The organism is Streptomyces spinosisporus, assembly GCF_022698145.1.
In the GTDB taxonomy this organism is placed as follows: Bacteria; Actinomycetota; Actinomycetes; order Streptomycetales; family Streptomycetaceae; genus Streptomyces; species Streptomyces spinosisporus.
The window spans coordinates 108,011-128,120 of sequence record NZ_JALDAX010000004.1 but is presented as its reverse complement, the minus strand read 5'-3'; the positions used below and the strand labels follow the sequence as shown (position 1 = coordinate 128,120).

General features: G+C 72.1%; 15 protein-coding genes and 1 pseudogene. 15 read left to right on the top strand and 1 reads right to left on the bottom strand.

The window, feature by feature from the left end; all coding sequences use genetic code 11:
* The first annotated feature begins 104 nt into the window (after nucleotides 1-104).
* From ssd to MQN93_RS11995, 7 genes and pseudogenes are all read left to right on the top strand, one after another.
* Entirely contained in the window at nucleotides 105-1,217 is a 1,113-nt protein-coding gene (gene ssd / locus MQN93_RS12025) for a septum site-determining protein Ssd (RefSeq protein ID WP_242709467.1), read from the top strand.
* 23 nt (nucleotides 1,218-1,240) lie between these two features.
* Nucleotides 1,241-2,443, top strand: coding sequence for a TadA family conjugal transfer-associated ATPase (locus MQN93_RS12020; RefSeq protein WP_242709790.1), 1,203 nt, complete (start codon nucleotides 1,241-1,243; stop codon nucleotides 2,441-2,443).
* Between the two features lie 20 nt (nucleotides 2,444-2,463).
* Nucleotides 2,464-3,309: a type II secretion system F family protein gene (locus MQN93_RS12015; RefSeq protein WP_242709789.1), complete on the top strand. Its 846-nt coding sequence runs from the start codon at nucleotides 2,464-2,466 to the stop codon at nucleotides 3,307-3,309.
* Nucleotides 3,306-4,094 (top strand): type II secretion system F family protein, encoded by a 789-nt coding sequence (locus MQN93_RS12010; RefSeq protein ID WP_242709466.1) that lies wholly within the window; start codon nucleotides 3,306-3,308, stop codon nucleotides 4,092-4,094. Before MQN93_RS12015 ends, MQN93_RS12010 begins: the two co-directional genes overlap by 4 nt.
* Nucleotides 4,095-4,159: 65 nt before the next feature.
* Nucleotides 4,160-4,369 carry a DUF4244 domain-containing protein gene (locus MQN93_RS12005; protein WP_016437374.1) on the top strand — a complete coding sequence of 70 codons (210 nt, stop codon included), beginning with the start codon at nucleotides 4,160-4,162 and terminating at the stop codon, nucleotides 4,367-4,369.
* Nucleotides 4,356-4,733 carry a TadE family type IV pilus minor pilin gene (locus MQN93_RS12000; protein ID WP_242709465.1) on the top strand — a complete coding sequence of 126 codons (378 nt, stop codon included), beginning with the start codon at nucleotides 4,356-4,358 and terminating at the stop codon, nucleotides 4,731-4,733. The genes MQN93_RS12005 and MQN93_RS12000 overlap by 14 nt, the downstream gene beginning before the upstream one ends.
* A pseudogene (locus MQN93_RS11995) lies at nucleotides 4,730-5,182 on the top strand (Rv3654c family TadE-like protein); the annotation flags it as partial. The gene MQN93_RS12000 and the pseudogene MQN93_RS11995, both read left to right, overlap by 4 nt.
* On the opposite strand, the gene sftH reads toward MQN93_RS11995, so the two are convergent.
* Nucleotides 5,073-7,796 (bottom strand): DEAD/DEAH box helicase, encoded by a 2,724-nt coding sequence (gene sftH / locus MQN93_RS11990; protein WP_242709464.1) that lies wholly within the window; start codon nucleotides 7,794-7,796, stop codon nucleotides 5,073-5,075. The pseudogene MQN93_RS11995 and the gene sftH sit on opposite strands and share 110 nt — an antisense overlap.
* Nucleotides 7,797-7,877: 81 nt before the next feature.
* On the opposite strand from sftH, the gene bldG reads away from it, so the two are divergent.
* The 8 genes from bldG to topA all read left to right on the top strand — a co-directional run bounded on the left by bldG (nucleotide 7,878) and on the right by topA (nucleotide 19,952).
* A complete protein-coding gene (gene bldG, locus MQN93_RS11985; RefSeq protein WP_003975386.1) occupies nucleotides 7,878-8,219 on the top strand; it encodes an anti-sigma factor antagonist BldG in 342 nt (113 codons plus the stop codon).
* A 117-nt stretch (nucleotides 8,220-8,336) separates the two neighbouring features.
* Nucleotides 8,337-8,768 carry an ATP-binding protein gene (locus MQN93_RS11980; protein WP_016437378.1) on the top strand — a complete coding sequence of 144 codons (432 nt, stop codon included), beginning with the start codon at nucleotides 8,337-8,339 and terminating at the stop codon, nucleotides 8,766-8,768.
* Nucleotides 8,769-9,066: 298 nt separating this feature from the next.
* Nucleotides 9,067-11,475: a sodium-translocating pyrophosphatase gene (locus tag MQN93_RS11975; protein WP_242709463.1), complete on the top strand. Its 2,409-nt coding sequence runs from the start codon at nucleotides 9,067-9,069 to the stop codon at nucleotides 11,473-11,475.
* 192 nt (nucleotides 11,476-11,667) lie between these two features.
* Complete coding sequence (locus MQN93_RS11970) at nucleotides 11,668-12,258, top strand: hypothetical protein (protein ID WP_016437380.1); 591 nt, start codon at nucleotides 11,668-11,670, stop codon at nucleotides 12,256-12,258.
* Between the two features lie 52 nt (nucleotides 12,259-12,310).
* Nucleotides 12,311-13,873 carry a DUF7059 domain-containing protein gene (locus MQN93_RS11965; RefSeq protein ID WP_372504342.1) on the top strand — a complete coding sequence of 521 codons (1,563 nt, stop codon included), beginning with the start codon at nucleotides 12,311-12,313 and terminating at the stop codon, nucleotides 13,871-13,873.
* Between the two features lie 189 nt (nucleotides 13,874-14,062).
* Nucleotides 14,063-16,525 carry a serine/threonine-protein kinase gene (locus MQN93_RS11960; protein WP_242709462.1) on the top strand — a complete coding sequence of 821 codons (2,463 nt, stop codon included), beginning with the start codon at nucleotides 14,063-14,065 and terminating at the stop codon, nucleotides 16,523-16,525.
* A gap of 149 nt (nucleotides 16,526-16,674) precedes the next feature.
* Nucleotides 16,675-16,872: a hypothetical protein gene (locus MQN93_RS11955; protein ID WP_016437383.1), complete on the top strand. Its 198-nt coding sequence runs from the start codon at nucleotides 16,675-16,677 to the stop codon at nucleotides 16,870-16,872.
* Nucleotides 16,873-17,123: 251 nt separating this feature from the next.
* Nucleotides 17,124-19,952 carry a type I DNA topoisomerase gene (gene topA / locus MQN93_RS11950; protein ID WP_242709461.1) on the top strand — a complete coding sequence of 943 codons (2,829 nt, stop codon included), beginning with the start codon at nucleotides 17,124-17,126 and terminating at the stop codon, nucleotides 19,950-19,952.
* The last annotated feature ends 158 nt before the right edge of the window (nucleotides 19,953-20,110 follow it).

Here is a 20,110-nt window from a genome sequence, read left to right as displayed (position 1 = left end):
GGCCGGTTCCTATCGGCCGCGCAAAGGAAGGCCGGTCGACGGTTCTTCACACGTTTGGGAATCGCGTGGCCGCAGAGGCTGCGCGAGATATGCAGCGAAGGGGGATGGAGACCGTGACCGGAGCCGTCACACACGAACCACCGCCGGCCGCCTCGGGGCGGCAGGCCGGACCACTGATCGTCACGGAGGACGTCGCACTGCTGGACGACCTCCTGCGTCTGTGCGCCGCGGCAGGTGCCACACCGGAGGTCCATCACTCGGTGCCGGAGCGCGCGGGCACATGGGAGGCGGCGCCGCTCGTCCTGGTCGGCGACGACGCCGCGCGCCGCGTGCGGGGGGCCACGCGCAGACGAGGAGTGGTGCTGGTCGGCCGCGACCAGGACGACTCCGGGGTCTGGCGCCGCGCCGTCGAGATCGGCGCCGATCACGTCCTGATGCTGCCCGACGGCGAACAGTGGCTGGTGGACCGCATCGCCGACGTGGCCGAGGGCGTGGGCCGACCCGCCCTCACGGTGGGCGTCATCGGAGGCCGTGGCGGGGCCGGGGCATCCACGCTCGCGTGCGCCCTCGCCGTCACCTCCGCGCACGAGGGGCTGCGCACCCTGCTCGTCGACGCCGATCCACTGGGCGGCGGACTGGACGTCCTGCTCGGCGGCGAGAGCGCCGAGGGTCTGCGCTGGCCCGCGTTCGCCGCCTCCCGCGGCCGGGTCGGCGGCGGCGCCCTGGAGGAGTCGCTGCCCGAGTTGCACTCCCTGCGGGTGCTCAGCTGGGACCGCGGTGACCGCGTCGCCGTGCCGCCGCAGGCCGTCCGGGCGGTGCTCGCCGCGGCCCGGCGAAGGGGCGGCACCGTGGTCGTCGACCTGCCGCGCCGCATCGACGACGGGGTCGCGGAGGTCCTCGCCCAGCTCGATCTCGGGCTGCTGGTGGTTCCCGGCGAGCTGCGCGCCGTGGCCGCGGCCGGACGGGTGGCCTCCGCGGCCGGCATGGTCCTGCGCGATCTGCGGGTCGCGGTACGGGGGCCGTACGCACCCGGTCTCGACGACCGCGAGGTCGCCCGCCTGCTCGGACTGCCCCTGGCCGGCGAACTGCCGGTGGAGTCGGGGCTGCTGCGTCCCGGTGAGGGCAAGGTGCCGCCCGCGGGCGGCGGTCGCGGCCCCCTGGCTCGCTTCTGCAAGGAGTTCTGGGAGCGGGCCCTGGTGGAAGCGGGTGGCGCATGAGTGCCGGTGCGGGCTCCGTGCAGATGGCGCGGCGGACGGGCGGTGCGCAGGAACCGGCGGGCGGCCGGGGCATGCCGCCGGGGCTCCTGAACGGCGTACGGCAGTGGCTGGTCGAGAGCGGGGCGGAGCCGACACCCGCGCGCGTGGCGCAGGCGCTGCGGGAGCAGGGCCGGGTCCTCGGGGACGCGGAAGTCCTCGGCGCGGCCGCGCAGTTGCGGTCCGAACTGGTCGGCAGCGGTCCGCTGGAGGCGTTGCTCGCCGATCCGTCGGTGACCGACGTGCTGGTGACGGCCCCGGACCGGGTCTGGGTGGACCGGGGCGGCGGGCTGGAGCTGACGGAGGTCGCCTTTCCGGACCCTGCGGCCGTACGACGTCTGGCCCAGCGCCTGGCCGCGGTGGCCGGACGGCGGCTCGACGACGCCCGCCCGTGGGCCGACGCCCGGCTGCCGGACGGGACACGACTGCATGCGGTGCTGTCGCCGGTGGCCGTGGGCTGCACAAGCCTGTCGCTGCGCGTGGTGAGACCGCGGGCGTTCACCCTCGGCGAGCTGGTCGCGGCGGGCACGGTGCCGCCCGGCGGCGAGGGCGTGCTGCGGGCGCTGATCGAGGCACGGCTGTCCTTCCTGATCAGCGGCGGCACCGGCAGCGGCAAGACGACCCTCCTGAGCGCCCTGCTGGGACTGGTCGGGCGCGGCGAGCGGATCGTGCTCGCCGAGGACTCGGCGGAGCTGCGGCCGGACCACCCGCATGTCGTACGCCTCGAGACCAGACCCGCCAACCAGGAGGGCGCGGGACTCGTCACGCTCGAGGACCTGGTGCGGCAGGCACTGCGGATGAGGCCGGACCGGCTGGTCGTGGGTGAGGTGCGCGGGCCCGAGGTGGTGCATCTGCTGGCCGCGCTGAACACGGGACATGAAGGGGGCTCAGGGACGCTGCATGCCAATGCCGCGGCCGACGTGCCGGCCCGGCTGGAGGCGCTCGGCACGGCGGCCGGGCTCGACCGGGCCGCGCTGCACAGCCAGTTGGCGGCGGCGCTGTCGGTGGTCCTGCATCTCGTACGGGACCGGAGCGGGCGGCGGCGGATCGCCGAGGTGCATGTGCTGGAGCGGGATCGGTCGGGGCTGGTGCGGACGGTGCCGGCGCTGCGGTGGGGCCCGGAGGGGTTCGTGTACGAGCAGGGGTGGGAGCGGCTGCGGGGGCTGCTGTGGAGCGAGGGGGAGCGGTGACGGGGACGGGCGGGACGGCGATGGGGGCGGCCGTGGTGTGTGTCGGTGCGGCGGCCCTGCTGATGGGCGGGTGGCATTCGGGGGCGCGGCGGGCGCAGTTGCTGCTCGCGGGCGGCGGAGTGGGAGCGAGCGGACCGCCGGCGTGGCGTGACCTGGCTGGGGGACTGCGGCGGATCCGCGGTCGGCTGCGGGCCGAGTGGTGGGCCCTGGCCGCCGGGTTGCTGCTGGCGGTGCTGGGGACGTCGGTGCTGCCGGTCGTCGCGGGGGCGGCCGGAGTGCCCTTGCTGCGGCGGATGCGGCTGAAGGGGCAGGCGCGGTCCGCACGGGAGCGCCGCGGGGACGCGGTGATCGCGCTGTGCGGTGCGCTCGCCGGGGAGGTGCGGACCGGGCGGCAGCCGGGCGAGGCGCTGCTGCGCGCGGCGTGGGACTCGGGAGGGCTCGGGACCTCGCAGGCGGCGGTGCTGGCAGCGGCGCGCTTCGGCGGCGATGTGCCGGGCGCCCTGGCGGTGGCGGCACGGCAACCGGGCGCCGAGGGCCTGCTGGGGCTCGCGGCCTGCTGGCGGGTCGCTGTGGACCAGGGTGCGGGCCTCGCGGCCGGACTGGACCGGCTGGAAGGGGCGTTGCGCGCGGAGCGGGACCAACGTGTCGATCTGCGGGCCCAGTTGGCGGGCGCGCGGTCCACAGCGGTGATGCTCGCGGGACTGCCGGTTCTCGGCCTCGCCCTCGGCGCCGCTCTCGGTGCCGACCCGCTCCATGTGCTGCTGCACACCGGGGCCGGGCTGGGCTGCCTGCTGATCGGCGGGGTGCTGGAGGCCCTGGGGACGTGGTGGGCGATGCGGATCGTGCGGGGAGCGGAGGCGGCGTGAGCGCGGAAGTTGTCCACAGGCTGGGGGTGCCCCTGGGGGTGCTGTTCGCCCTCGGGTGGCTGCTGCGCCGGCTGGAGACGGTACGGCGGGAGCGCAGAGTGCGGAAGCGGTTGGCGCGGCTGGTGACCGACGCCGCAGCCGCGCGGTCCGGGCCGCGCTTCGCGGTGCGGGAGACGGTGCGGCGTTGGATGCCCCTGGTGGGAGTGGTGTGCGCCGGGTGGGTTCTGGTCGGCGGCCTCGCCGGTGTCCTAATGGGGCTGGTCGTCGCCGCTGGGTTGTGGCGGTGGCGAAGAAGCCGGACGGCTGAGGACGGCGCGGAGGCGTACGACCCGGGTGAGGCGGTCCGTCAACTTCCGCTCTCCGCCGACCTGGTGGCCGCCTGTATCGCCGCCGGTGCGGGACCTGTGAGCGCCGCGAGGGCCGTGGGCGAGGCCCTGGGAGGTCCGGTCGGCGAGGCGCTGGCGCGGGGTGCGGCCGAGGTGCGGCTCGGCGGGGAACCGGCCGAGGCCTGGCGCAGGCTGGCCGCGCTGCCGGGCGCGCAGGCGCTGGCGCGGCTGCTGGAGCGGGCGGACGTGTCCGGACTGCCGGCCGCCGTACCGGTGGCACGGCTCGCGGCGGACGTCCGCGCCGACTGGGCGCGCGCCGCGACGGCGCGGGCCCGGAGAGCGGCCGTCATGGTCTCGGCCCCGGTGGGGCTGTGCTTCCTGCCCGCCTTCATCGCGGTCGGCGTCCTGCCCGTGGTGATCGGGCTCGCGGGTGGGGTGCTGGGAGGAGGTGGTGGATGACAGGTACGGCACGGTCGGCGAAGAGCGGTGAGCAGTGAACGGGACGGAACCTCACGGGGGTTGAGATGAACAAGGTGGTACGGGCGCGGCTGTGCGCGCTGGTGAGCAGGGCACGGTCGGCGCGCAGGGACGCGGGGATGGTCACCTCGGAGTACGCGATGGGGATCGTGGCGGCGGTGGCGTTCGCGGTGGTCCTCTACAAGGTGGTGACGAGCGGGCAGGTCAGCGCGGAGCTGCAGGGAATCGTGAAGCAGGCGCTCGATGCGAAGGTGTGAGCGCGGACGCGGGAAGGGCGTGGATGCGGGGTTCGTGACGGCGGAGTCGGCTGTCGTGCTGCCCGTGCTGGTGGCGTTCACGACGGCACTGGTGTGGGGGCTGCTGGTGGTGGCCGCGCAGATCCAGTGCGTGGACGCGGCGCGGATGGGAGCGCGGGCGGCGGCCCGGCAGGACCCGGCGGGTTCGGTGACCGAGTTGGCCCGCGCGACGGCCCCACGCGGGGCGCGGGTCACGGTCGACCGGGAGGGGGACCGGGTCCGTGTGGTCGTGGTGGCGAAGCCGCCCGTGCTGCACGGCCTGCCCTTCGACGTACGGGAGGAGGCCGTGGCCCAGGCCGAGGAGACGGTGGGGGTCGGGTCATGACGCCCATCTTTTGGGGCCACCGGTGGTGGCGCGGCAGCAGGGGCGGGGACCGTGGTTCGGCCACCGTCTGGAGCGTCGGTGCGATCGCCGTGCTGTGCGTGGTGTTCGGTGTCGTGCTCGCTCTGGGGCAGGCCGTTGCGATCCGCCATCGCGCGGCCGGCGCCGCGGACCTCGCGGCGCTCGCGGCGGCGGATCACTGGGCGGACGGCCGTCGGGCGGCCTGCACCCGGGCCGAACGGCTGGCCCGGGCGCAGGGCAGCCGGCTGGTGCGGTGCGTGGTCGTCGGAGAGATCTCGGACGTGACGGCGGCCTCGGGGCGGGGGCCGTTCGCGGCTGAGGTCAGGGCACGGGCGGGACCTGCGGGGCCCGGTCCGAGGCCGACGCCTGCGGGGCCGGGGGTGAGGCCGACGCCTGCGGGGCCCGGCCCGGGGTTGGCGCCTGCGCGGCCGGGGGTGAGGCCGTGAATGCCGACGACACCCCGGTCTCCCCCCCGTCGTTCGCCGCCTCCGCCGCCTCCGCCGCCTCCGCCGCCTCCGCCGCCTCCGCCGCCTCCTCCGCCTCCTCCGCCTCCTCCTTGACCTCCTCCGCCTCCTTCTCCTCGTCCGCCGCCTCCTCCTCCGGCGCTCCCCGCAAGAGCACGGTGAGCAGGCGTACGGCGCCCCTCTTGTGCAGCGGGTCGTTGCCGTTGCCGCACTTGGGGGACTGGATGCAGGACGGGCAGCCGGCCTCGCACTCGCAGGAGGCGATGGCCTGACGGGTGGCGGTGAGCCAGGCGCGGGCGGTGTGGAAGGCGCGCTCGGCGAACCCCGCCCCGCCCGGGTGGCCGTCGTAGACGAAGACCGTGGGCAGGAGCGTGTCGGGGTGGAGCGGGATCGAGACGCCGCCGATGTCCCAGCGGTCGCAGGTCGCGAAGAGGGGCAGCATGCCGATGGAGGCGTGCTCGGCGGCGTGCAGGGCGCCGCCGAGGATCTCCGGGTTGATCCGGGCCTCGTCCAGCTGGTCCTCGGTGACCGTCCACCACACCGCGCGCGTGCGCAGCGTACGAGGAGGGAGGTCGAGTTTGGTCTCGCCGAGCACTTCGCCGGTCACGAGACGGCGGCGCAGGAAGGAGACGACCTGGTTGGTGACCTCGACGGAGCCGTAGCAGAGGCGGCCGGAGCCCCAGGGGATCTCGGTGTCCGTCTCCAGGACGGCGATGGACGTCGTGTCGCGGGCGATCGTCGAGTACGACGGGCTCGCCTGCTCGACCAGGGCGACGGAGTCCTCCAGGTCGAGCGAGCGGACCAGATAGGTACGGCCCTGGTGGAGGTGGACCGCGCCCTCGTGGACGGTCGTGTGCGCGGCGCCCGCGTCGACCGTGCCGAGCAGCCGCCCGGTGCCGGACTCGACGACCTGGACCGGACGGCCGCCCTCGCCGCGGATGTCGGTGAGGTCGGCGGCCCGCTCCCGGCGTGTCCAGTGCCAGGCCTTCGTACGGCGGCGCAGCAGCTTCGCGGCCTCCAGCTGCGGCAGCAGTTCCTCGCAGGCGGGACCGAACAGCGCGAAGTCCTCGTCGGTGAGCGGCAGTTCCGCGGCGGCGGCACACAGGTGCGGGGCCAGGACGTACGGGTTGTCGGGGTCGAGGACCGTGGACTCCACGGGCTGGTCGAACAGCGCCTCGGGATGGTGGACGAGGAAGGTGTCCAGGGGGTCGTCCCGGGCGACCAGGACGGCCAGCGCCCCCTGCCCGGCGCGTCCGGCGCGGCCCGCCTGCTGCCACAGGGAGGCGCGCGTGCCCGGGTAGCCGGCGATCACCACGGCGTCCAACCCGGAGACGTCGATGCCGAGTTCGAGGGCGGTGGTCGCGGCGAGCCCCAGGAGTTCGCCGGAGTGCAGAGCCTGCTCCAGGGCGCGGCGCTCCTCGGGGAGGTAGCCGCCGCGATAGGCGGCCACGCGCCGGGCCAGGGAGCGGTCGACCTCGGCGAGGCGCTCCTGGGCGATCACGGAGATCAGCTCGGCGCCGCGCCGGGAGCGTACGAAGGCGACGGACCGCACGCCCTGCACGGCGAGGTCGGTGAGCAGGTCGGCCGTCTCGGCGGTGGCGGTGCGGCGGACCGGGGCGCCCTTCTCGCCCTGCATCTCGGTGAGCGGGGGCTCCCACAGGGCAAACACCAGTTCACCGCGGGGCGAGGCGTCGTCGGCCACCTCCACGACGGGAAGGCCGGTCAGGCGGCGGCCGGCCACCGCCGGGTCCGCGGCCGTCGCGGAGGCCAGCAGGAAGACGGGAGAGGAGCCGTAGCGGGCGCACAGACGGCGCAGTCGGCGCAGTACCTGGGCGACATGGGAGCCGAACACGCCCCGGTAGGTGTGGCACTCGTCGATGACGACGTACTTCAGCGACTTCAGGAAGGAGGACCAGCGGGGGTGGGAGGGGAGTATGCCGCGGTGCAGCATGTCCGGATTGGTGAGGACGTAGTTGGCGTACTGGCGGACCCACTCGCGTTCCTCGAACGGAGTGTCACCGTCGTACACCGCAGGGCGGACGGCATTTCCCAGAGATTGTGAAAGTTCCTTCACCGATCGACACTGATCGGCCGCAAGAGCTTTCGTCGGCGCCAGGTAGAGGGCGGTGGCGCCGCGGCCGTTCGGGGCCTCGGAACCGTCCAGCAACGTGGAGAGCACCGGCACCAGATAGGCCAGGGACTTGCCGGACGCCGTGCCCGTGGCGACGACCACCGAGTCGCCGTCCAGGGCGTGTTCGGCGGCCAGTGCCTGGTGGGCCCAGGGATGCTCGATGCCGCAGGACTGCACTGCCGCGACGACCTCCGAACGAATCCGGTCAGGCCAGACGGCATGGCGACCCTCGCGCGGGGGCAAGTGCTCCGTATGAGTGATGCGCGAAGCCCGGCTCGGCCCGGAGGCCAGCCGGCCCAGGACCGTGCCCGGTTCCGGCCGGGGAGCGGGGCCCGTCGGGGATCGATCGGAGCGGAGATTCTTGGCCATCGGCACCGAGTGTGTCACTGGAGTGACGGACAATGGGACCAAGGCGTCGTGCACGCCTGCCGGTAAGTGATTGAATGCCATCGCGGCTGGCGAACCGTTCCGGGGGCGGAAGCCGAGATGTCCCGAGGAACGACCGCTCGATAGCAAGGTGCTGGAGGATCCGTGGACCTGTCCCTGTCGACTCGTACCGTCGGCGATCGTACGGTCGTCGAGGTCGGTGGCGAAATCGATGTATATACCGCGCCCAAGCTGCGCGAGCAGCTGGTCGAGCTGGTGAACGACGGGAGTTTCCACCTCGTCGTCGACATGGAGGGCGTGGACTTCCTCGACTCCACCGGGCTCGGCGTGCTGGTCGGCGGCCTGAAGCGCGTGCGCGCCCATGAGGGCTCGCTGCGTCTGGTGTGCAACCAGGAGCGCATTCTGAAGATCTTCCGCATCACCGGCCTCACCAAGGTGTTCCCGATCCACACCTCGGTCGAGGAAGCGGTGGCGGCCACCGACTGACCACCGCCCCACGGAGCGGGAAAGGACCGCTCCCGGGACGGAAGAAGTACGAACAGGGGGTCCGGGCTTTCGGCGGTCCGGCCCCCCGACAGCACGCCCGAAGTCTGAGGGGGATGCATGGCCACCGTTGAACTCCGCTTCAGCGCGCTGCCCGAGCACGTCAGGACCGCCCGGCTGGTGGCGGCAGCGGTGGCGCGCAGGGCCGGAGTGGACGAGGCCGTCCTCGACGAGGTGAGACTCGCCGTCGGCGAGGCCTGCACCCGTGCCGTCGGACTGCACCAGAACGCCGGGATCACGGCGCCCGTGAAGGTTCAGTTGGTCGAGGAGGAGAAGCAGTTCTCCATCGAGGTCGGCGACGAGGCACCGCGCTCGGCTCCCGGGGACCGGGCGCCGGGATCGGCCGGCGACGACGTGGAGACCGAGGAGGACGAGATGGGCCTCGCGGTCATCAGCGGTCTCGTCGACGACGTCGAGGTCACCGCAGGGGAGCACGGCGGTCAGATCCGGATGACCTGGCCGACCACACCGCCCGCCGCGGCGCTCGCCTGACCGCACCGCTCGTAGCACCGTCGAGGGCCCTGCTGAGCAGGGCCCTCGATGCGTTTCCGGACGTTCCCGCGAATTCGTGAAGGAATTCACGATCAATCGCCCGATAATTTGATCAAGGGCAAATTCAGGCGTCAATGCCTTTGGGGCATTACCTCTTTCGGGTTCTGTGACGTGATGTCGATCATTTGCTGAAGAGCATGTGAAGGCTAATTCCGCTTACCGCGGACTGTTTTGATCAGGTCGCGGTACCTACAATCCGTCCACATCTTGAGCTCAGCCCAAGCGTCAAGGAGGACGAATGGCGGGGCTTTCTACCCCTCATCAGTTGGACCACCCCACTAACCTCGCAGCGGCAGTGCTGACAGACGACAACCGGATCATGGTGATGATCATCGGAGTCGTCGCGCTGGCCGCGCTCGTGGTCGCAGGTGTCCTGGTGCGCCAGGTACTCGCGGCGGGCGAGGGCACCGACAGCATGAAAAAGATCGCGGCGGCGGTCCAGGAAGGCGCCAACGCCTATCTGGCCCGGCAGCTGCGCACGCTCGGCGTATTCGCCGTCGTCGTGTTCTTCCTGCTCATGCTGCTTCCTGCGGACGACTGGAATCAGCGCGCCGGGCGATCGATCTTCTTTTTGATCGGCGCGGCGTTCTCGGCGGCCACCGGCTATATCGGCATGTGGCTCGCCGTGCGCAGCAATGTCCGTGTCACCGCGGCGGCCCGGGAAGCGACTCCCGCGGAAGGTGAGCCCGAAAAGGATCTCACCGCCGTCTCGCACAAAGCCATGAAGATCGCTTTCCGCACGGGCGGCGTCGTCGGCATGTTCACAGTGGGGCTCGGTCTGCTGGGCGCCTCCTGCGTGGTGCTGGTGTACGCGGCCGACGCGCCGAAAGTGCTCGAAGGCTTCGGCCTCGGCGCCGCTCTGATCGCGATGTTCATGCGTGTCGGCGGCGGCATCTTCACCAAGGCCGCCGACGTCGGCGCCGACCTGGTCGGAAAGGTCGAGCAGGGCATCCCGGAGGATGATCCACGCAATGCCGCGACCATCGCCGACAACGTGGGCGACAACGTCGGCGACTGCGCGGGTATGGCGGCCGACCTCTTCGAGTCGTACGCCGTGACCCTGGTCGCCGCGCTGATCCTCGGCAAGGTGGCGTTCGGCGACTCCGGACTGGCCTTCCCGCTGCTCGTGCCCGCGATCGGCGTGATCACGGCGATGATCGGCATCTTCGCCGTGGCCCCGCGCCGCGCCGACCGCAGCGGCATGTCCGCGATCAACCGCGGGTTCTTCATCTCCGCGGTGATCTCACTCGTGCTGGTGGCCGTCGCGGTCTTCGTCTATCTCCCGTCGAAGTACTCGGACCTGGACGGCGTCACCGATGCCGCGATCAGCGGCAAGGACGGCGATCCGCGGATCCTCGCGCTCGTCGCCGTGGCCATCGGCATCCTGCTGGCCGCCGTCATCCAGCAGCTGACCGGCTACTTCACCGAGACCAACCGCCGTCCCGTCAAGGACATCGGCAAGACCTCGCTGACCGGCCCGGCCACCGTCGTCCTCGCCGGTATCTCGATCGGTCTGGAATCGGCCGTCTACACCGCCCTGCTGATCGGCCTCGGCGTCTACGGGGCGTTCCTGCTCGGCGGTACGTCGATCATGCTCGCACTGTTCGCGGTGGCGCTGGCCGGCACCGGCCTGCTCACCACGGTCGGCGTGATCGTCGCGATGGACACCTTCGGACCGGTCTCCGACAACGCGCAGGGCATCGCCGAGATGTCCGGCGACGTCGAGGGGGCGGGCGCGCAGGTGCTCACCAACCTGGACGCGGTCGGCAACACCACCAAGGCCATCACCAAGGGCATCGCCATCGCCACCGCCGTCCTGGCGGCGTCGGCGCTCTTCGGGTCGTACCGTGACGCGATCACGACCGGCGCGCAGGACGTCGGCGAGAAGCTGTCCGGACCGGGCGCACCGATGAACCTGATGATGGACATCTCGCAGCCCAACAACCTCGTCGGTCTCGTCGCGGGCGCGGCGGTCGTCTTCCTCTTCTCGGGGCTGGCGATCAACGCGGTGTCGCGGTCGGCGGGATCGGTGGTCTACGAGGTGCGCCGGCAGTTCCGCGAGAAGCCCGGGATCATGGACTTCTCGGAGAAGCCGGAGTACGGCAAGGTCGTCGACATCTGCACCAAGGACGCCCTCAGGGAGCTCACGACACCAGGTCTGCTGGCGGTCATGGCGCCCATCTTCATCGGGTTCACGCTCGGTGTCGGAGCGCTCGGTTCCTATCTGGCCGGCGCGATCGGCACGGGCACGCTGATGGCCGTGTTCCTCGCCAACTCCGGTGGCGCCTGGGACAACGCCAAGAAGCTGGTCGAGGACGGTCACCACGGCGGCAAGGGCAGTGAGGCCCATGCGGCCACGGTGATCGGCGACACGGTCGGCGACCCCTTCAAGGACACCGCGGGCCCCGCGATCAACCCGCTGCTGAAGGTGATGAACCTGGTGTCGCTGCTCATCGCACCCGCGGTGATCAAGTTCAGCTACGGCGACGACAAGAGTGTCGGCGTACGGATCCTGATCGCGGTCCTCGCGCTGCTGGTCATCGTCGGGGCGGTCTACGTCTCCAAGCGGCGCGGTATCGCCGTGGGCGACGAGGGAGGCGCCGACAGGGTGGCCAACAACTCGGCGGATCCCGCGGTGGTTTCGTAGGCGGCATCGGTCGGCCTGGCTCAAGAAGCGGGCGGGAGACGCGTATTGACGCGTCTCCCGCCCGTCTCGTGCGTTCACACTCCCATCGTGAGCCTTCTCTCGCCTGGTGCAAATGGCTTCAAAGCGGTACTTCCCGGATGCCGGACGTGCGGTTGTCGTGCGGGCGCCGTGTATGTTCCGGGGCCGAGAGCCATGGAAGGGACCAATCCGGTGAACAAGAAGCTCGCGGCCGCACTGTCCGGCGGTGCGGTACTGGTACTGGCGCTGTCGGGATGCAGCAGCGACGACGGCAACGACAAGCTGGATGCCTGGGCCAAGCAGGTCTGCGACGCGGTGCAGCCGCAGGCCAAGAAGATCGAGGCCGCCAACGCCGCGATCCAGAAGCAGACCTCGGACAACAGCGCGCCGGCGGACGTGCAGAAGACCGACGCGCAGGCCTTCCAGGACATGTCCGACGCTTACAAGGCGATCGGTGCCGCCGTGCAGAACGCCGGTGCGCCCGCCGTCGACGGCGGCGAGAAGAAGCAGAAGGACGCCGTCAAGGAGCTCAACGACATCTCCGCCTCGTACGCCTCGCTCAAGACCCAGGTCGACAAGCTGGAGACCAAGGACCAGGCGAAGTTCGCCGACGGCCTCAAGGACATCGCGACCTCGCTGGACAAGCTGAGCAAGAGCGGGAACGACGCGCTGAAGACCCTCGAGGAGGGCGACGTCGGCAAGGCGATGGCGAAGCAGGAGAGCTGCAAGAGCGCCTCCGCCTCGGCTCCCGCGACCGCGAGCTGACGACAGGGGCCAGGAGCTGCAGGCGGCCCTCCGTCCCCGCCACAATGGGGGCGTGAGTACCTCAGGCCTGCCTGCCCTGCCCGCCGCCCCCGCCTCCGGCCGGTCCGACGCCTCCGGCCGGTCCGACGCCTCCGGCCCGTCCGACGTCGCCGCGCGTCTGCGGGACGCCCTGCTCGCGGCGTCCTTCACCGCCGACGGGCTGCTCGAGCTGCTCGGCGCCCCCGCGTACGCGGCGCTCGCGCGCAGCGAGACCGTGCCCGCCCTCAGGGCGACCCGCGGCGACACACCGCTGGAAGTGCTCGTACGGCTCTTCCTGCTGCAGCAGCCGGTGCCGCACGCGCGCGTGGCGGGCGTTCTGCCCGTCGAGGCGTGTCTGGAGAGCGGGTGGCTGGTGCCCGCGGGCAAGGACGAGATCGCGGCGAGCGTGGACGTTCGGCCCTACGGCGGGCCCGGCGGCGAGGACTGGTTCATCGTCTCCGACCTCGGGTGCGCCGTCGGTGGCGCCGGCGGGATCGGCAGCCGTGAGGAGGGCGTCGTCCTCGGTGTCGGCGGTGCCTCCACGACGCTCGCGGGCATCACCGTGCGCCGGCCCGTCTCCGCCGCACTCGACATCGGCACCGGCTCCGGGATCCAGGCACTGCACGCCGCACAGCACGCCACGCGCGTGACGGCGACCGACCTCAACCCGCGCGCGCTGCACATCACCGCCCTCACGCTGGCGTTGTCCGGCGCCCCCGCGGCCGACCTGCGCGAGGGCTCGCTCTTCGAGCCGCTGCGCGAGGACGAGACGTACGACCTGATCGTGTCGAACCCGCCCTTCGTGATCTCGCCGGGCGCCCGGCTGACGTATCGCGACGGCGGGATGGGCGGGGACGATCTGTGCCGGTCGATCGTTCAAGGTGCGGGCGAGCGCCTCGGCGAGGGCGGGTTCGCGCAGTTCCTCGCCAACTGGCAGCACGTGGAGGGGGAGGACTGGCAGGACCGGCTCAGGTCCTGGGTGCCGCGCGGCTGCGACGCCTGGATCGTGCAGCGCGAGGTGCAGGACGTCACGCAGTACGCGGAGCTGTGGCTCAGGGACGCCGGCGACCACCGCGGGGACCCGGCCGAGTACGCGGCGCGCTACGACGCATGGCTGGACGAGTTCGAGGCGCGCAAGGTCAGGGCCGTCGGGTTCGGCTGGATCACCCTGCGCCGGACGGGGGCCGCGGTGCCCTCGATCACCGTGGAGGAGTGGCCGCACCCGGTCGAGCAGCCGCTGGGCGAGACGGTGCGGGCGCACTTCGACCGCCTCGACTATCTGCGGGCGCACGACGACGCGGCGCTGCTGGAGGGGCACTTCAGGCTCGCCGCCGAGATCGTCCAGGAGCAGGTCGGGCTGCCCGGCGCCGAGGACCCGGAGCACGTGGTGCTGCGGCAGCACCGCGGCATGCGCCGCGCCACCAAGGTGGACACGGTCGGCGCGGGCTTCGCGGGCGTCTGCGACGGCTCGCTGAGCGCGGGCCGCATCCTGGACGCGATCGCCCAACTGATGGGCGAGGACCCGGTGTTGCTGCGCGACCGCACCCCGGCGCAGATCAGGCTGCTGGTGGAGCAGGGGTTCATCGAGCCCGCGTGAGGGCCTCGGGGCGACGGCTGGGGTGATTCCGTACGCCTGAGTCCTCTTGGTGCCTATAGGTGACCATGTGTCCGCTCATGACGGTATTGGTACCGAAAAGGGCTCCTGTCAGTGGCACGTGCGAGGCTACCTTCGAGAGACAGGTTCCACGCGTCCTCGGGGGAGGCGCGCTGTCTCGGGGGAGGCACGATGGCGGGGGATACGCCGGACCAGGGCGAGGGCAGGGTCATCAACGGCCGGTACCGGCTGCTGCGGACGCTCGGCGCGGGCGGCATGGGCCGGGTCTGGCTCGCCCACGACGAGGAGCTGGCCTGCGAGGTCGCCCTGAAGGAGATCGCGCTTCCGGACCTGCCGGTGGACGCGAGCGAGCCCGCCCAGCGCATCGCCCGCGCCCGCAGCGAGGCCCGGCACGCGGCCCGCCTGCGCGGCCACCCGCACGTGGCGACGGTCCACGACGTGGTGGTGCACGAGGGCCTGCCCTGGATCGTCATGGAGTACGTGCCGGACGCGGTCGACCTCCAGGCGGTCGTACGGCGCTCTGGCCCGCTGCCGCCCGTCCAGGTGGCCCGGATCGGGCTCGCCGTCCTCGACGCGCTCACCGCGGGGCACCGCATCGGCATCCTCCACAGGGATGTGAAACCGGCCAACATCCTTCTGGCGTCCGACGCTTCGGGCGACCCGTACGCGCGCGTGCTGCTCACCGACTACGGCATCGCCCTGCAGCCCGAGTCCCGCGAGCCCCGGCTCACCGCCACCGCCGGCATCCTCGGCACGCCCGGCTATCTCGCCCCCGAGCGGGCGCGGGGCGAGCCGCCCACCCCGGCCGCCGACCTGTTCTCCCTCGGCGCCACGCTGTACGCCGCCGTCGAGGGCCGCGGCCCCTTCGACCGGAACGGCGACTACGCCACCCTCACGGCCCTGCTCGGCGAGGAGCCCACCCCGAGCCTGCGCGCGGGCGAACTGGCGCCGGTGCTGCAGGGGTTGCTGGTCAAGGATCCCGTGCGCCGGTCCTCGCCGGAGACCGTCGCGCGCGGCCTGGAGCGGGTGGTGCGCGGCGCGGCGGGTGCGGGGTTCGGGGCGCCGGAGTGGGGCGCGGCAGCGGGGGGCTACGGCCCGCCGCCGGGATCGGACGCATCGGCGGCAGGCGGCTACGGCTTCCCGCCGCGCGCGTTCGGACCGCCGCCCGAGGCGTTCGGCGGAGCGGCGGCGTCCGCCGAGGGCCCGGGCACACCGGCGGCGCAGCCGGGAGCGGGCCCCGCACCGGGGCAGGGAGCGGCCGGTGGCGAGAGCGGAGGGTTCGGCGCCCACGCAGGTCCGCCGGGCGCCGCGCAGACGCCCGGTGCGCCGCCCACGCCCCCCGGGGCACCCGTCCCGCACACACCGCCGGGGACGCCCCACACGCCGCAGACACCGCAGACTCCGCCCGGCGGGCCCGACACCCCGGGGGCCCGCGCCGCAGGACCGGCCACGCCCGCGGGGGCGCCCGGCTCACCGGCGTACGACCTGTGGCGGCAGCCCGCCCCGCAGCGCCCCGCCGATCCGGCCAACCCGTACGCGCAGCCGGGCTCGCCGTACGGCAGCGGTGGCGCATCGCAGCCGTACGGCGGAGGCGGTGCCCAGCCGCTCGGCCAGGGGAGCGCGTCCCCGCCGCCGTACGGGGGCGGCGCCCCGGCCGGCCACTGGAGCGCGGGGGCTCCGACCGCGCCCGGGACGGGTATTCCGGTGCCGCCGCCCGGCGCACCGTCGCCCCGCCGGAAGCGGCTGGCGATCGTCGCGCTGGTCGTGGGCGCGGTCCTCGTCGTCGCCGGTGGCACCTGGGGTGTGGTCACGCTGGCCGGCGGGGACGACAGCGACTCGAAGAACAGCGCGGCCACGAAGAAGAAGCCCTCGGCGGGCGTGTCGTCGGCGTCCCCGAAGCCGACCGGTCCCGTCCTGCCGTACGGCGACGTGGTCGGGCTCAGCAAGCCGCTGCAGACCGGGGACTGCGTGAAGGCGGTCTGGTCCGGGACACCGTTCAAGTCGGCGCCGAACCTCGGCGTGGTGGACTGCGCCGACGACTGGCCGGACGGCCAGGTGGTGGCGCTCGACACGGCGACCGACTACGCCGAGGCGCGCGCCCAGGGCACCAAGCGCTGCGCGAGCCAGAGCGCGGCGGTCGTCGACGCCCTGCCCGACGCGGGCGGCTACGCCCTGCTGCCGACCGAGGAGGGGTTCGCCGCGGCCGACAGCGCTACGGCATGTCTCGTACTGGGCCGGCATGCCGCGATCGGCGGCGAAGTGGGCCGTTTCCGGGACGAGGGCTCGAATTTGTGGGTCGGTCAGATGAGCGTCGGTGACTGCTGGGACTACAAGGAAGTCGAGGACGGTTACAAGGCCCCGCTCACCGACTGCGGCAAACCCCATACCGAGCAGGTCATAGGGTCCGTCCGGGCCCCCGGGAAAATGAGCTACAAGAAGGGCGTCGACAACGCGAACAAGCTGTGCAGCAACAAATTCGAGTCGACCTGGGCGCCCGGACCCGAGCGGATCGTCTACGGCTGGGTCGCCGACCAGACCGACTGGGACCGCGGCTTCACCGAGGCGGTGTGCACGGTGAGCCGGAGCGACAACCAGAGGACGACCGGAAAGATACCCGGGCCCGGATCGGTCTGAGCCGGATCACGGGCCCGGGCCGGTCCGAGCCGGGTGAGTCCCCGACTCGTCGGCCCCGAGTTCACCCCGGGTTCGCCTGTGCGCCGTCCGCGCGTGCCACTCTCCCCGTGCTGGGCACGCGCGGACAGGGAAAAGAGGCACGGGGAGCCATGGAGAGCGGACCGGCGATCTTCGCCGGAGTGGTGTTCGCCCTGTTCGGAGGGGCGCTGCTGGTATGGACCGTGGCCCGGGCGCGGCACGGCGAGCCCGTGGCCCACGGTGTGAGCCCCGTCGCATCGGCGACCATCGCGAGCCTCGCCTCGGTGATCGCTCTGGCGGCCGGGGCCTGGTGCTTCCTCCAGCTCTGAAACCGCTCTGAACTCCGCCCCGGAGCTGCGGCTCCGATAATCGGCAGGCGATCTTCCGGTCCGGCTCGAAAAGGCCTGTGGGTACTCCGGGCGGCAGGAATGACGGAAGTCGGGTTACCGTTCGAGTGGCCGTTGCGGGCTTTTCCCGTTTGACACGGGGGCGGGATGTACCGTCACACTCCGCAGCGTCACCCCGACCTCGGGACGAAGCACCCCGGGGGCCCCAGCGTCGACCGGAGAGAAGAGCGAAGTTGTCCCCGACCAGCGAGACCGCACACGGCGGCCGCCGACTCGTCATCGTCGAGTCGCCTGCCAAGGCGAAGACGATCAAGGGCTACCTCGGCCCCGGCTACATCGTCGAGGCGAGCGTCGGGCACATCCGCGACCTTCCCAACGGCGCCGCGGAGGTGCCGGAGAAGTACACCGGCGAGGTCCGCCGCCTCGGCGTGGACGTCGAACACGACTTCCAGCCCATCTACGTGGTCAACGCCGACAAGCGGGCCCAGGTCAAGAAGCTGAAGGACCTGCTGCGCGACTCCGACGAGCTCTTCCTCGCCACCGATGAGGACCGCGAGGGCGAGGCCATCGCCTGGCACCTCCTGGAGGTGCTCAAGCCCAAGGTCCCGGTCAAGCGCATGGTGTTCCACGAGATCACCAAGGACGCGATCCGCGAGGCCGTCGCCAACCCGCGCGATCTCAACAAGCGCATGGTCGACGCCCAGGAGACCCGCCGCATCCTCGACCGCCTCTACGGCTACGAGGTCTCGCCGGTCCTGTGGAAGAAGGTCATGCCGCGTCTGTCGGCCGGCCGTGTCCAGTCCGTGGCGACCCGGCTCGTCGTCGAGCGGGAGCGCGAGCGCATCGCGTTCCGCTCCGCCGAGTACTGGGACCTGACGGGCACCTTCGCGACCGGCCGCGCGGGCGACCCCTCGGACCCCTCCTCGCTGATCGCCCGCCTGCAGACCGTCGACGGCAGGCGCATCGCGCAGGGCCGCGACTTCGACTCCCTGGGACAGCTCAAGGGCGCCAACACCCTCCACCTCGACGAGGCGAACGCCCGCGCCCTCGTCGCCGCGCTGGAGCACACGCGGTTCGCGGTGCGCTCGGTCGAGTCCAAGCCGTACCGCCGCTCGCCGTACGCCCCGTTCCGTACGACGACGCTGCAGCAGGAGGCGAGCCGCAAGCTCGGCTTCGGCGCGAAGGCCACCATGCAGGTCGCGCAGAAGCTGTACGAGAACGGCTACATCACCTACATGCGTACGGACTCCACGACGCTGAGCGACACCGCCGTGAGCGCCGCCCGCGCCCAGGTGACGCAGCTGTACGGCGCCGACTACCTGCCGGACCGGCCGCGGACGTACGCCGGGAAGGTCAAGAACGCGCAGGAGGCGCACGAGGCGATCCGCCCCTCGGGTGATCGTTTCCGCACCCCGGCCGAGACCGGTCTGACCGGCGACCAGTTCAAGCTCTACGAGCTGATCTGGAAGCGGACCGTCGCCTCCCAGATGAAGGACGCGACCGGCAACTCCGTCACGGTGAAGATCGGCGGCACGGCCTCCGACGGCCGGGACGTCGAGTTCAGCGCGTCCGGCAAGACGATCACCTTCCACGGCTTCCTCAAGGCCTACGTCGAGGGCGCCGACGACCCGAACGCCGAGCTGGACGACCGCGAGCGCCGGCTGCCGCAGGTCGCCGAGGGCGACGCCCTCACCGCCGAGGAGATCACCGCCGACGGCCACTCGACCAAGCCCCCGGCCCGCTACACCGAGGCCAGCCTGGTCAAGGAACTGGAAGAGCGCGAGATCGGCCGCCCGTCGACGTACGCCTCGATCATCGGCACCATCCTCGACCGCGGCTATGTGTTCAAGAAGGGCACGGCACTCGTCCCGTCCTTCCTGTCCTTCGCCGTCGTCAACCTCCTGGAGAAGCACTTCGGGCGGCTCGTCGACTACGACTTCACCGCCAAGATGGAGGACGACCTCGACCGCATCGCCCGCGGTGAGGCGCAGTCCGTGCCGTGGCTGAAGCGGTTCTACTTCGGCGAGGGCACCGACAACGGCAACGCCGCAGAGGCCGGCAACGGCGACGGCGACCACCTCGGCGGCCTCAAGGAACTCGTCACCGACCTGGGCGCCATCGACGCCCGCGAGGTCTCGTCGTTCCCGGTGGGCAGCGGCATCGTGCTGCGGGTCGGGCGCTACGGCCCCTACATCGAGCGCGGCGAGAAGGACTCCGAGAACCACCAGCGGGCGGACGTGCCCGAGGACCTGGCGCCCGACGAGCTGAGCGTGGAGCTCGCCGAGGAGCTGCTCGCCAAGCCGAGCGGTGACTTCGAGCTCGGCGCCGATCCCGAGACGGGCCGTCAGATCATCGCCCGGGACGGCCGTTACGGCCCGTACGTCACCGAGGTGCTTCCCGAGGGCACCCCGAAGACCGGCAAGAACGCCGTCAAGCCGCGCACCGCCTCGCTGTTCAAGTCGATGTCCCTCGACACGGTGACGCTCCAGGACGCGCTCAAGCTGATGTCGCTGCCGCGCGTCGTCGGCACCGACGCCGAGGGCCAGGAGATCACCGCGCAGAACGGCCGCTACGGCCCCTACCTGAAGAAGGGCACGGACTCGCGTTCGCTGCAGTCCGAGGAGCAGCTGTTCACGATCACGCTGGAAGAGGCGCTGGAGATCTACTCGCAGCCCAAGCAGCGCGGTCGCGCGGCCGCCAAGCCGCCGCTGAAGGAGCTGGGCACCGACCCGGTCAGCGAGAAGCCGGTCGTGGTCAAGGACGGCCGCTTCGGGCCGTACGTCACCGACGGGGAGACCAACGCGACGCTGCGCTCCGGCGACAGCGTCGAGGAGATCACCCCGGAGCGCGGCTTCGAACTGCTCGCCGAGAAGCGGGCGAAGGGGCCCGCCAAGAAGACCGCGAAGAGGGCGACCGCCAAGAAGGCTCCGGCGAAGAAGACGGCCGCCAAGAAGACGGCGGCGAAGAAGACCACCACGGCCGCGAAGAAGACGACCGCCAAGAAGACCACCGCGACCGCGGCGAAGAAGGCGACGGCTTCCAAGACGGCCGCGGACGACTGAGCCGGAGCAGCCGAACAGCCGGAGCAGTCGAACAGTCCGATCAGCCGAACAGCCGGAACAGCCGAACAGCCGGAACAGTCCGAAGGCCTTCCTCCGCGGAGACTTCGCAAAACGAACGCCCCGATATCGCTTTGGTGTCGGGGCGTGCGCACGTTCGG

Coding starts and splice junctions, on each gene's coding strand:
- MQN93_RS12020 (WP_242709790.1), top strand. CDS start 1,241: ATGGCGCGGCGGACGGGCGGTGCGCAGGAACCGGCGGGCGGCCGGGGC.
- sftH (WP_242709464.1), bottom strand. CDS start 7,796: ATGGCATTCAATCACTTACCGGCAGGCGTGCACGACGCCTTGGTCCCA.
- MQN93_RS11980 (WP_016437378.1), top strand. CDS start 8,337: ATGGCCACCGTTGAACTCCGCTTCAGCGCGCTGCCCGAGCACGTCAGG.
- ssd (WP_242709467.1), top strand. CDS start 105: ATGGAGACCGTGACCGGAGCCGTCACACACGAACCACCGCCGGCCGCC.
- MQN93_RS12000 (WP_242709465.1), top strand. CDS start 4,356: ATGCGAAGGTGTGAGCGCGGACGCGGGAAGGGCGTGGATGCGGGGTTC.
- MQN93_RS11970 (WP_016437380.1), top strand. CDS start 11,668: ATGGAAGGGACCAATCCGGTGAACAAGAAGCTCGCGGCCGCACTGTCC.
- MQN93_RS12005 (WP_016437374.1), top strand. CDS start 4,160: ATGAACAAGGTGGTACGGGCGCGGCTGTGCGCGCTGGTGAGCAGGGCA.
- MQN93_RS11955 (WP_016437383.1), top strand. CDS start 16,675: ATGGAGAGCGGACCGGCGATCTTCGCCGGAGTGGTGTTCGCCCTGTTC.
- MQN93_RS11960 (WP_242709462.1), top strand. CDS start 14,063: ATGGCGGGGGATACGCCGGACCAGGGCGAGGGCAGGGTCATCAACGGC.
- MQN93_RS11975 (WP_242709463.1), top strand. CDS start 9,067: ATGGCGGGGCTTTCTACCCCTCATCAGTTGGACCACCCCACTAACCTC.
- MQN93_RS12015 (WP_242709789.1), top strand. CDS start 2,464: ATGGGGGCGGCCGTGGTGTGTGTCGGTGCGGCGGCCCTGCTGATGGGC.